Raw genomic sequence first — 13,854 nt, forward strand, 5'->3', positions numbered from 1 at the left:
TCATGGAAAATCCATACTTGGTTAATGATGGAATGGAATAAAAGTTAGAGTGTGTGGGTCTATCCTTTTTTTGGGAGGGTAAATGAACGGGGTAATCTCTGATATGCAGTCGTTGACAGAATCGCAAAAAAGAATATGGTATATGGAGATGATTTATCCGTATACCAATGCATGGCTGATTACAGCAAAGCTTAGTATAAAAAAGACTATAAATTTTGATTTGCTTGAAAAGACAATAAATATTATCATGAGAAACAATGAAATATTAAGAACAAATATAGTGCTAGAGCACGGTGAGAATAAACAATCTATTAAACCTTATGAGTATAAAAAAATTAAGTTAATTAGTGTGACTCAAACAAAAACGGTTGATTATTATCATGAATTTTTTGATGAAGAAAAAATCAGTGTATACAGTAACGATTTATGTGAGTTTTTGATGCTAAAGGCTCATGACGAATGTGGTTATATGATTAGGATCCATCATATTATTTGCGATGGACTCGGTTTATTTAAGTTAATAAATGAAATATCAGAAACATATCAATCTTTTTTAAATAAAGATGAAAATAAGATAGAACATTATAAAAATGACTATTTTAATTTTTTTATAAATGATAGAAACTATTTAACATCAGAACGATACAAAAAAGATAGACAATTTTGGTTGGAGAAATATAGAAATATTCCTGACTTCACTGAATTTGAACAACATAATCCCCTCATAACTCAAACCTTGGCCCAAAGAAAAATCTTAGATATGGATCAGTCCTTATATCTAAATGTGAAAGAATTTTGTAAAAAAAATAATATTAGCATTTTTAATTTATGTCTCTCTTCTTTAACTATCCTTCTAAATAAAATCACACATAAGCAAGATTTAGTTGTTGGAACAAGTTATGCTAATCGAACAAGTAAAGAGCTAAAAGATATTATCGGAATGACTGTAAGTACGGTTCCGCTAAGAATAGAAATTTCTCCTATGGAAAGCGTAATTACTCTGTTACAGAGAATTTCCAAAGAGCAGCAAGAGTACCTTAGGCACCAAAAATATCCGTATAATCAATTGGTTCAAGAACTCAAAGAACAACTCGGATTACCTGAACTTGGAAGGTTGTTTGGGGTTTCATTCGTCTACCGTCCAGAAAAACTAGATAAAATGGATGGTCTGGATTTGGATATGGAGATTAAGTTCAATGGCCATGAAATAAATGATATGCAAATCAATGTAATCGAAAGAATAAATGAAGCAAGAATTTTCATTCAAGTGGAATATCGTATACAGTTATTTAATGACAAGTTCATTGATAGTTTTATTAAACAATATATAGCTATTTTAGAGGAAATATGCAGAAATCCGAATTGTGAAATTAATGAACTTGTCAAAAAGATAGTGAATATACAAAAAAACGATAAAAAGAAAGCGAAATATAAATCTATGAATAGATTTTTGGACAGGCCATTATTATCCTCGTTGGATACTAAAAGTTATGATTCAACAATAAAAGGAGTAATTTCATTTAATCAAGAATCTCTTTGGCTTGTTGAACAGTTTGAAGGGAAGAGTACCAAATACAACATACCAGGTCACATTATTTTTAAAGGGAATTTTTCAGTATCTGCATATGTTTATGCCCTTAATCAAATCGTAAAACGGCACGATATATTGAGAACGTATTTTAAAGTATGCGGGAATTCAATAAATCAAGATACTCAACCTTATGAACCTTTTGAACTAGAAATTAATACTTCCGTTACGGATGATTCTGAGGAAAGTTTAAAAAGAGTGATTGAAGAAGAATCTAAACACCAGTTTGAATTGGAAACTGGGCCTTTATACTATTTTTCTCTGTATCAGTTAAGTAATCATACATATTTCGCTTACTTGAACTTTCATCATATTATTTTTGATGGTTGGTCAGGAAATATTTTTATGAAAGAACTAGGGCAATTTTATAGCTTCTACTTGAGTGGAGATAAAAATGTGCTCCCCGAGAATGTGCAATTTCAATATTCCGATTATTCATATTGGCAAAAAAATACTTGGTTTGGATCTGAATTTCCAGCTCTATTGGATTATTGGAAAGATAAATTGATTAGTGCTCATTCAAGAAAAATACTACCTTATGATCGTGAACCTTCATTTGAAACTACAGATATAGGTGAAGTATTATTTGGTGAAATCCCCAGCTCTTCTATCGAGATGATTAAATCAATAGCAATTAAAAACAATGCAAGCTTGTATATTACCCTACTCACTGCGTATAAGATGCTTTTATATTTTTATTCTAATGAATTAGATATTGTGGTAGGTACCCCTGTAGCGAATCGAAATCGGCCTGAAGTACAAAATATATTAGGGTATTTTTCTAATAGTTTAGTTCTAAGAACAGTCATTGAGCCAAATCAAACGTTAGATGAACTTATTGTCTCGGTTAAAAACACTGTTTTTGATGCTCTTGACCATCAAGAGATGCCATTTGGGAAACTTATTGAAATATTAAATCCTGAAAGGGGAACGGGGTTAACTCCCTTTTTCCAGACATGGTTTGTTCTCGATGTAAAGGGAGAAACAAACATTGAGGGTTTAAAAGTGGAACAAAATGAAATTTGGTGGGGGCACAGTGGTAAAAGCAAGTGGGATTTAACAATGAATCTTGTTGAAGCTGAAAATAATGAAATGAAAGTTGTAATTGAGTACAAAACAGAGCTTTTTAGCAAGGCTACTATAAAAAGAATATTGCATGACTATTTGTCAGTAATCTCAATTATTGTATCTGATTCCTCCAGGGATCTACGTTCAGCACGAGACGAGTGGGACAGAATGGTACATGAATATAAGCTTTTAATGCTTAATAATAGCAAAAGTAAAAAGAGATTTAATCGATTCAAATAATCATTTGGAGGTGTTACTGTGAAAAAGAAATTCAACAAAGATGCACATCTTCTTGTAAAGAAGGATGTTGTAAGGGAATCATTCATGGAAGGTACGGAATTGCCATTAGTCATAAAGCCAACGGTAACTGAACTGGATCTTAATCAATGGTATCTTACTAATAAAGATATGATTGAAAATCAAATCCTGAAATATGGCGGAGTTCTATTTAGAGGGTTTGAAACCAAAACAGCAGAAAGCTTCTATAAATTTATCGATGTCAGTTGTACGGAACCCCTTAGTTATAAGGAAGGGGCCACACCAAGAACGCAAGTAAAAGGAAAGGTGTATACCTCAACGGAGTTTCCGAATGAGGAAACGATTGCACTGCATAATGAACTATCATATGTCATGACTTGGCCGAAAAAAATATGGTTTTCCAGTATTACAGTTGCCGCTCAAGGTGGTGAAACCCCCATTGCAGATGTCCGGCAAGTTTATAATAAGATCGATCCTGAAATAAGGAATAAGTTTGTTGAAAAGGGCTGGATGTTGGTCAGAAACTTTAGGAACGGATTTGGACAGAGTTGGAAATATGTTTTCCATACGGAGTCCAGGGAAGAAGTTGAAAAATATTGTTCAGAAAATAACATTGATTGCTACTGGAATGATGATGATACATTAACTACGAAGCAAGTACGTCCTGCAGTTGCAATACATCCTGATACCAATGAAAATTTATGGTTTAATCACATTGTATTTTGGCACAGCAGTAGTTTAAAAGAAGATGTAAGAAATTTAATGCTTGAAGAATTCGGTGAAAGCCGGTTACCGTATCAAACTTATTACGGTGATGGAAGCCCGATTGAGATTGAGGTGGCTGAGCATATACGCAAAGCGTATGAAGATTGTACAATTACTTTTCCTTGGCAAGAGGGAGACATTCTTATGTTAGATAACATGCTTGTAGCTCATGCACGTAATCCATATAAAGGGGAAAGAAAAGTGCTTGTAGCAATGGGAGAACCTGTGAGCCGTTAAAAATCCAATTGATTAATAAAATGTACTGGGGAGGATTGGCATGGAAAATGTAATGCAAGAATACACTCTGTCACCACAGCAGAAAAGAATTTTTGAACTTAAAAACCTGGGTTTGATTTCATCTAAACCTAACGTAGTAGTCATTGGAATAGAAGGGGAATGTTCAAATTTTGACATTGAGTTGGCCATTAAAAGGCTAGCTGAAAAATACAGTGCGTTACGAACAAGAATTGGTGTAGACCCTAAGTATAATTTGCATCTTCAACAGATTGACTCGGCTCCAAATTACCGATATAAAAATGTTCTTACTGAATCAATTGAGAAAAGCAGAGATTTAGATGAACGAATTCGTTGTGAGATAGATGCACTTGTTGGAGATAGCCTGTTCGAGGCTGTGAGTATTGATATTTCGAATGATGAAAAAGTTTTGATATTGGCATTTAATCCTCAAAATTCTGATATTGAGCCTTCAATATTTCTTGAAGAGTTATCCGTTTTGATGAAAGTTGACATTGAAAGTAAATTGCTTCAGGAAGAGGTTCCCTACTATGCTGTTTCTGAATGGTTAAATGATTTATTGACGAATGATGAATATTCCGAGGAAAGAAGTTTTTGGAACAACGGGCGATTCTACCATTATGAGAATCAACTTTCCATGATTAAAAATAAGAAAGTTGAATATTTTCCTTCGAAAGCGTACACATTTGAATTTCCAGAAGATACATGGAACGGTTTGAATAGATTAACAGAAAAGTATGAATGTTCGATAGACTCAGTTATTTTGTCATGTTGGAATGTAACGTTACATGTATTGGGAGAAGAAAAAGAGCTTACAATTGGCATACACACAAAGGGTCGAGAAGACGAAGAGTTGGGGAAGGTTGTCGGACCATTAAACAGATTTGTTCCCCTGTATTCGAATTGGCAAGAGGCTGATACTTTCGAGAAACTGATAAGTAGAACAATTGTTGAAATGACAGACAGTCAGGAATACGCAGACTATTTTGATTATCATATTTTTAAAAGAGCGAAAAGCAGTCAGAAATTTTTTTCTTATGGGTTTGAGAGTCAATATCGTACAACTGTTCAATCAGGAAACAACACATTTAAGGTGTTATTTCAATCAGAGGTCTTCGAGCCTTTTCACCTTCTGTTAAGAATCAATCATGGTCAGCACAATAAAATTCTTACACTAAACTATAATAGTGAACTATTTGATCAAAAACACATTGAGTTTTTAGAGGATATTCTTATCCAAATTTGCAATAAAGCATACAGAGACCCTAAAGAGCAAATCACATCAAATATCATTTCAGATATTTTAAAAGCCCCGCTCCTTTCTATATTACAAGGAGAATTAGTAGTAAATAGAGTCTTATCGTTAGTAACATTGCTTGAAGAACAGGTACTGAAAACACCTGACAATATTGCTGTTATTTCAGAGTTTTCAAGTCTTACTTTTAAGGAAGTACATGAGAAATCAAACCAGCTAGCGCATTATTTAAAACATAAGACAGGTGTTAATAAAGGAGATATTGTCGGCGTATGTATGGACAGATCTCTGGAATTGGTTATATCCTTATTAGCTGTTCTTAAAGCTGGAGCTGCTTATCTTCCACTTGATCAAGATTATCCAGATGATAGACTTGAATTTATTTACAATGATGCAAATACGAAAACAGTAATATTGAAAAATAAAAACAACCCTCGCTTTAGCTCTATTTTCCCAAACTCGGTATTTTTAGAAGAGGAATCTGTTCATATTAACACCCACTCTAACAAGCTTCCAGAAGTTGAACTGGCTCCAATGGATATCGCATATATGATATATACCTCAGGATCAACAGGGAAACCGAAGGGGGTAAAAGTACCACATAAAGCGATTTGTAATCATATGAATTGGATGAATAGCAAGTTTGAACTAAATGATGGGGATTCCGTTCTACAAAAAACATCAGTAAGTTTTGATGCCTCAGTATGGGAGTTTTATGCTCCTCTAACGACAGGAGCGAAATTAGTACTAGCAAAGCCTGGAATGCATACAGACCCAGATTACCTGTTAGAGGTGATCAAAGAACAAAATATTACCACATTGCAAGTGGTACCTACCATGTTGCAAGCTCTAGTAGAAAAGGATTTGTTCAGTTCTTTGCCGTTGAAAAGAGTATTCAGTGGTGGAGAACGGTTGACACTTCCATTACAAAAGGCATTTTTCAAAAAATCTAATGCCCAGATTATTAATTTATATGGGCCAACTGAGGCATGTATTGATACGACTTATCATATATGCAATGAAGATGATACGTTTGAGACGATTGGCAAACCAATTTACAATACAAATCTGTTTGTATTGGATGAGGATCTTAATTTGGTTCCGCCTGGTGTTGCTGGTGAACTATATATTGGCGGGGATGGATTAGCACTAGGGTACATGAATCAAAAGCTAAATGAGGAAGCATTTATAAACAATCCATTTGATGAGAAAACGAAAATCTATAGAACTGGGGATTTAGTCAGATACTATTTAGATGGTCAAATTGGTTATATTGGCCGGGCTGACAGTCAGATCAAACTAAGAGGTTATCGGATTGAACTAGGGGAAATTGAGAAAGTACTCAGTGCTCATGAATGCGTAAGGTATTCTGCAGTCAAAGTTTTCGAAAAGGAAGATCAACTGTTAGTCGGATATGTGGAATTAGAAAAGGAGACAGATGTTGGTGATATTAGAGAATTTATCTCCTTGTCATTACCGGAATATATGATTCCGAATTTAATTCAAATAGTGGATAAAATGCCTCTCTTGAATAATGGGAAAATAGACTATCATGCATTAACTGAGGCAAATAGTACGACAATAAAATATGTCGCTCCAATGACAACTGTTGAGATTCTGATGGCTAATATATGGGAAAGTGCGTTGAAACGGGAGAAAATCAGCATAGATGATAATTTCTTCGCCATGGGAGGGCACTCCTTAATAGCCACGCAAGTAATATCGGAAATTCGCCAACAAACCGGTGTAATTCTACCTTTGAGAAAAATTTTCGATGCACCGACTATTAGAGAACTTTCTGTCGTTGTTGAAAACTTGATATTGGAGAATAGCGGGGTTGAGGTGGGGAATAGTTGAAAAAAACATTCAGTGCAATGAAAAACAAGAATGAGCTAATTGACAATATCTTGAAAAAGAGAAGGACATCAAAATTAATTGAGCGAGCCCCCCGGACTATCAACAAATTCCCTTTATCATTCTCACAAAAGAGATTGTGGCTTATGCAACAAATTGAGCCTAACAGTACTGCGTACAACATGCTATTTTCTTACGAGTTATTGGGAAAGTTAAATTTAGTTGCATTTGAACAAGCCATAAAGGAATTTGTGAAGAGACAAGAGATACTAAAAATAAAAATATCTTCAGATGAAGGAGTTCCCTATCAATTTATAAGTGAAGAAAAAGCGGATTACCGATATTTGGATCTATCCTTAATGACATCTGAACAAGCTGAGTATGAAATGAAAAGAATTGTAGAAAGGGCCAACGGCCCTTTCGATTTTGCAAAAGAAAATCTATGCACATTCAAGCTTTTCAAAGTAAGCGATAACCGACATATCTTTGTTTTAAAAATGCATCATATTATATCGGATGGTCAATCTATTGGAATAATACGCAGGGATATCTTTTCGTTTTATGAGCATATCAATAAAGGTTTAACTCTTCCTGAATTTAATTCAGTAGCCACACAATATATAGATTATTCAGTATGGCAAAATAATCTAATTAATACGAGTGGATTTGTGAAGCAAAAAAAATACTGGTTAGATCAGCTGAAGGATCATTCGTATACCTTTACACTACCATGTGATTATGAACGCCCACAGAAATTGAGTGAAAAAGGAATCACAGTGAATTTTATAATTTCTTCCTCGCTAACAAATAAATTGAAAATATTATCAAAAAAACAAAATTGCACCTTATTTATGCTCATGTTTACTTGTTTCAGTATTTTATTAAGGAAATACTCAGGGGAAACAGATATTTTGATAGGTACTCCCGTTTCGAACAGGTATCAGGCAGATTTAGAAGAAGTTGTGGGTTTTTTTGTTAATACGCTTGTGATACGAAGCCGAATTCATGATAATTTTACTTTTACAGACCAATTGGAAGTTACGAAAAATACAATTCTAGATGCATTTGATAATCAAGATATCCACATTGATTTGTTGTTTGATGATCTGATCAAATCTAGAAACGAGAGTTTTTCCCCTATTTTTCAGGTAATGTTTAGCCTAGAAAAATCTATAACTAATGAGGAGAGGGGGAAAACTTTAGATATTCGGGAGTTAAGTCTAAAGAACAATGAAACGTCAAAATTTGACATATCTCTGGATTTAACAGAAGAATCCAATACTATAAGTGGAACTTTTGAATGTAGAAGTGATTTATTTAAAAGTAACACGATAGAGCGATTAGTAGCAAATTATATTGCTCTTTTGGAAAGAATTGTTGTAAATCCAGAGCAACAAATTGACAAAATGAGTGCCATAAATGCAATCGAACATAACAAAGTAGTTTTTGAGTGGAATGATACAGCTATGGATTTTCCAAATACGCGGTGTGTCCATCAATTATTTGAGGAAGCAGCAAATAAATATCCTCAAAATACTGCAATAGTATACGGAAACACAAAGATGTCTTATCAGGAATTAAATCTTAAGTCTAATCAACTTGCTCACTTCTTAATAGATCATGGAATTGGCCCGGACAAATCGGTAGCCATTGGTGTAGAGCGATCTTTAATATTGCCTATCGCCATGCTTGCTGTTTTAAAGGCTGGTGCGGCATTTGTTCCTATTGATTTAGACGCTCCAATTGAAAGAAATCGTCATATTTTAATGGATTCGAATGCAGCCATTTGTTTCATTAATCGTCCAGAATTACCTATACCGGATGATGTGACTATGGTTGTCAATTTAGCACAGGAAGATGTTTATGCCGATTATCCGAATAACTCTCCTAATTCTACTGTAACTTCAGATCATTTGGTGGCTATATACTATACTTCAGGAACCACGGGAAAACCAAAAGGGGTGTCTGTTCTACATAAAGGATGGGTAAATCGAATTTTTTGGATGCAGAAAAAATTTAAATTAGAACCGACGGAAACGGTTCTTCAAAAAACAACTTTAACCTTTGATGATGTTGGGTTAGAGTACTTTTGGACATTAATGACTGGGGCCAGAGTAGCTGTCTTGGAACCCGGACATCATAGGGATCCATATGAAATTATTAAAGCGTTAAGAAGATATGACGTTTCTATTGTTTTCTTCGTTCCAAGTATGCTTAAGATGGTAATTGAAAGAATAGATACAGTCGGTGATGGAAATCTTTCGGCATTGAGAGAAGTCTTTTCTAGTGGTGAGGCATTAAAACCTGAAATAATAACACTATTTCGTGAGCGTTTTTCTAAAAAGAACCTCCACAATAGCTATGGAGTCACAGAGGTTTCAATTGATTCAACTATTAATACATGTGTCCAGAATAATACAAAAAATAAAAAGAGAAACATCTCTATCGGCCGACCAATAGGGAACAATTATATTTATATTTTGGATGATCGAATGGCACCGGTGCCTATTGGCGTCAGTGGCAATCTGTATATTGGTGGAGTAGGATTAGCTAGGGATTATTATAATGACCAAGTAAAAACAGAAGCTGCTTTTTTTGAAAATTCGTTTCATGAAGGGCGAATTTATAAAACAGGTGATATTGCCTATTATGATGAATTAGGAAACTTATATATTGTAGGTAGAACGGACAGTCAATTAAAAATCAGAGGAATGCGGGTTGAATTAGATGAAATCGCGGACGTATTATCTCGACATCCTGATATTTTAGAATGTGCGGTAGTTACTGAAAATACAGGAATTACTGAAGGAGACAGGATACTGGTAGCGTACATTCAAATTGTTGAACATTCATCAATTCAATGCACGGAGCTACGAAACTTTTGCAGAACAATGTTGCCTAATCACATGATTCCAACAAAATTTTTTGTTATTGATATTATTCCACTAAATAATAACGGGAAATTGGATAAATCACGACTAAGAGATAATAAGTACCCTATATTAAAAGATGCAGGAATTTCCCCGAGAGATAAACTCGAAGAAAAGATACTAGAAATTTTTTCTAATATACTTGGAATAGATAACCTCAATATAAATGATAGTTTCTTTGATCTTGGTGGACACTCAATTAAAGCAGTCAAACTGATGGATGTATTGAATAAGACATTTAATAGAAATATTTCTATCACGACGTTATTTAAGCATGCAACGGTTGAAGAGATTGCGAAAATTATTCGTACCGGGGTTATAAATGAGGACAAATCGATTGTTCTTTTGAAAGAAGGTAAAGACTCGGAACATCCTTTATTTCTAGTTCCAACTGGTGGCGGAAGCCTAATAAATTATTATGAATTAGTTCATTTACTAGATAACATTACGATTTATGGTTTCGTTCCCCAGGGATTTAAAAATGATGAACAACCTTTATACACTGTAGAGGAATTGGCAAAATATTATTATCAGATACTTAAAAAGATGTACAAAAAAGGACCCTATAGAATATTAGGTTGGTCCTATGGTGGAAATGTTGCTTTTGAATTAGCCAGAAAAATTGAAGAAGCAGGTGAATCCTTAGAGTGGCTAATTATCCTCGACGCTCCCGCCAAAAACCATGAGAGTGAGCGGAAAAATATAAATAAATATGAGCTCTTAACTCAAATTTCCCACCAAAATGGGGTTGAAATATCCACTGATATCGACTACGAGGAATTGCTTAAAAGTTTGTTCAACAAAATTTCGGATAACGGATCTCTCAGACATTTCCGCGTTCGTCTAGCAAATGAGGTTGCTTTTGAAAATTATTATTCCTCATACCCAATTAATTCAGATATCTATTTATTATATGCAGTTGAGCAAGATGATAAAGTACCAGTCCCATTAACGGATCATGAGCAGTGGAAGATAAAAACAAACGGCTCATGTGTTTGTTTTCCAATTCCAGGTCATCATGAGAATCTTATCGACCATAATCATGCCCAAAATGTAGCCTCGTTTGTTAATAACTTGGTAAAAGGGAGGGATATGAATATATTTTAAAAATAGAACTATATAAAAAACATATTAGTGAGTACGTTTCTGCTGATCAGATCATGCAGGGGCTTGACAGGTATATGTAAACCAAAGCTAAGCTGGATTTTATCGAAAATTGTTGTTCTGTCTAAGTCTATAAGTGGATATGGGTTTTCCTATGTCCGGGGCTAATTCTAGAAAGGGGAGGTAGGAATGATAGTGTAATTAAAATTATTCCCCCTTTAAATATCTCTGAGAAAAATCTTAAACTAGGCTGTGAAATTCTAAAAGAAAGTGCACTATCGTACCAGTTAAGAGCGAAGATTGCGTAGTTCAGTTATGATCATATTTAGCAGATCAGTTTTGTAGAGCATGTACTTTATATCGTAGTCAATGATAAAATGATCCGTCCTTTAAAGCTGTCGTCAGTATCACTACCGATGACAGCTTTTTTACCTTTCTATATGCTCGATTAAAAAATGCATTATGTTCATTTATGTAACCGTTATAAGTTAATTTTTTTATAATCTGTTAAAACAAATGGACGAGGATGAATTAAGTTGGCAATGAGACAGAGGTTGTACGATTAGCAGGGACAAACCATGATTCATCTAGATCATGAGCAGTTGGGAGACTACGTGTAACAGAACTTAACATCCAGAATACCCCTACACCAAGTACTACAATTCCGCAACCAGCGATAATAGAAGAGCTTGATACAATAACTCCCAAGCTCCCACCAATTAAATTGCCAAGCGGCGTAGCTATACCACTTAACCCAGATGATGCTGCAAATACAGTGCCTAAGTTTTTTTCAGGCACACCTTTTTGAATTACAGTATTAATAATTACGTTGGTTACACCACCAGGTAACCATGCCAATCCGTAGACCAAGATTATTAGCCAGGTGAAATGACTAAATACGCTGAGAAACCAGGCGGCTCCAGACAGACAAAAGGCAGTTGTAAAAAGATGACCTAGTCGTACTTTCTCCAGTTTTAAATAAGGAGCGAGAATCGCCCCAAGCAAACTTCCACAAGCTTGCGCCATGAGCAATATTCCATATACCTCAGCCCCACCAATGCTATCAGCAAATGCAGGCATGACGGTAAAGGTAGCTCCACCCGCGGCATTAATGATAATAATACCGAATAAAATTCGAGACAGTGGTGTGGCAATGATTAATCTAAGGCCATCTTTCATGTCTGATAGATATTCTGTTATTGAATTCCGGTTCTTTTTTTGATCCTGCTCTTTAACTTTTGTTAGGGATTTATCTGTTTTGGTAGGTACTTGGATCCGCAGCTGTAAAAACAAAAGTGCTCCGATGAAGAATCCCAGTGAATTAATTAAATAAAGAGAAACAGCTCCAAGTACAATGATTAATGCTCCCGAAATTGCGTTGCAGGCAACCTCAATCCCTTGATATGCAATGGAAAACAAAGAATTTCCTTGTGTTAGCTGTTTTTTTTCGAGTATTTTAGGAAGTGCTGACAACTGAGCGGGATAAAACCACATATTCAGAGTCGTTAGTATTGGTGTGATGACAAGAACTAATCCGACAGTTAGAAAGTCAAAATAGTATGCGACAGGTATCGTCAGAAGCAGTAGACATTGAAACAGTTGCGTATATACTAACAGTCCCCGTAATGGAATACGGTCGATCATAGGTCCTGAAAACAGTTGAATGATTCTCGGAAGGATAGACAGAAAACCAGCAATCCCAGTATAAAGCGTTGATCCTCCAAGGCTATACACTAACCACATAGCAGCAACTCCATATAGGCTATCGCCAATATTCGTAAGTATACGACCTATAAACAACAGAGTAAAATTTCGATTCTTAAAGATCTCCAGAATCAACAACTCCTTTTTTATTTTGACTAGCTTTTCACCTTAATTTTCTCTGAAACTACTTTAATTCCAATTGCAAACTCTTGGCTATTTTCTGTTGCAGAGTTAGAAGAGATGTCTATCCATTTCTCCAACAAAGCTTTGAAGTCAGCCGTTAATTGCTCTTGTTGCTCAGGTGATAGCAGCATTCGTAAGTTAATTTTCGTACTAGTGGCTGCATCGTAGTCATCAGCTAAAATGGGCTCCACTAACTGCGTTCCTTGTGTGTTGAACCACTTTGCCTTAGACTTGTAGTACTTCTCCACAATGCCTCCAACTGTCCGCGTCTCTACTAAATCAATTAATTGGCCAACATATAATTTCTGTATATGGTAGTGAATATTACCTGGAGATTCACCAAGTTCATCTGCCACTTGTTTGGCTGTTTTTGGTTTATTAGCTAATGTTGCGATAATCTTGACTCGTTGTGCGCTGCCTAGTAATTTCGCCTGCTCAACCGAAATTTCAACAGTCTGCTTTAGTTCTTTATCCATACCAATTCACCCCCACTATATAATTTACATGTTCGTTAACTTTGTTATTCCATCTTATATCCAAACCTAACCTTCTATGAAACGTACACCGTAGCTCAATACAAACATCACCCAGGGCTTAGGACTTTGAGGAAACTAGTTTTCTTCAGAGGATCGGAGCCTGACTTGCCTCGTTACTGGTGGGTTTCCCATTCCCCTTTATGAACGAGTTCTGATAATGGTTTTCCATCAGATAAAGTTAAACTACTGCAATCATAACTCAATCTATATTATTTATTCGATCTATTTTTATAGAATGAATATGTAAAGTTATTATAATCGGATTACAAATATTTGTAAACAACTAAATGGATGAGAAATAGGCTCTATATTGATATGTCTAAAATGAACTCTTCCATACTAACAATTCACCAA

General features: G+C 35.0%; 6 protein-coding genes. 4 read left to right on the top strand and 2 right to left on the bottom strand.

Annotated elements, in window-relative coordinates; all coding sequences use genetic code 11:
- The first annotated feature begins 82 nt into the window (after positions 1 to 82).
- The 4 genes from ABN764_RS00375 to ABN764_RS00390 are packed head-to-tail and all read left to right on the top strand — an operon-like array spanning position 83 to position 11,080.
- Positions 83 to 2,896 carry a condensation domain-containing protein gene (locus ABN764_RS00375; protein ID WP_446670635.1) on the top strand — a complete coding sequence of 938 codons (2,814 nt, stop codon included), beginning with the start codon at positions 83 to 85 and terminating at the stop codon, positions 2,894 to 2,896.
- An 18-nt stretch (positions 2,897 to 2,914) separates the two neighbouring features.
- Positions 2,915 to 3,916, top strand: a complete 1,002-nt coding sequence (locus tag ABN764_RS00380) for a TauD/TfdA family dioxygenase (protein ID WP_446670636.1) — start codon at positions 2,915 to 2,917, stop codon at positions 3,914 to 3,916.
- 40 nt (positions 3,917 to 3,956) lie between these two features.
- Positions 3,957 to 7,046: a non-ribosomal peptide synthetase gene (locus ABN764_RS00385; protein ID WP_446670637.1), complete on the top strand. Its 3,090-nt coding sequence runs from the start codon at positions 3,957 to 3,959 to the stop codon at positions 7,044 to 7,046.
- Positions 7,043 to 11,080 (top strand): non-ribosomal peptide synthetase, encoded by a 4,038-nt coding sequence (locus ABN764_RS00390; RefSeq protein ID WP_446670638.1) that lies wholly within the window; start codon positions 7,043 to 7,045, stop codon positions 11,078 to 11,080. The genes ABN764_RS00385 and ABN764_RS00390 overlap by 4 nt, the downstream gene beginning before the upstream one ends.
- A gap of 528 nt (positions 11,081 to 11,608) precedes the next feature.
- On the opposite strand, the gene ABN764_RS00395 is transcribed toward ABN764_RS00390, so the two are convergent.
- Both ABN764_RS00395 and ABN764_RS00400 read right to left on the bottom strand, forming a co-directional pair.
- The gene (locus ABN764_RS00395) at positions 11,609 to 12,910 is read right to left on the bottom strand and encodes an MFS transporter (RefSeq protein ID WP_446670886.1); all 1,302 of its coding nucleotides are present in this window, start codon (positions 12,908 to 12,910) and stop codon (positions 11,609 to 11,611) included.
- A gap of 26 nt (positions 12,911 to 12,936) precedes the next feature.
- The gene (locus tag ABN764_RS00400) at positions 12,937 to 13,440 is read right to left on the bottom strand and encodes an ArsR/SmtB family transcription factor (protein ID WP_446670639.1); all 504 of its coding nucleotides are present in this window, start codon (positions 13,438 to 13,440) and stop codon (positions 12,937 to 12,939) included.
- Positions 13,441 to 13,854: the final 414 nt, after the last annotated feature.

It is taken from the genome of Paenibacillus wuxiensis (assembly GCF_040195695.1).
Lineage (GTDB): Bacteria > Bacillota > Bacilli > Paenibacillales > Paenibacillaceae > Paenibacillus_B > Paenibacillus_B suaedae.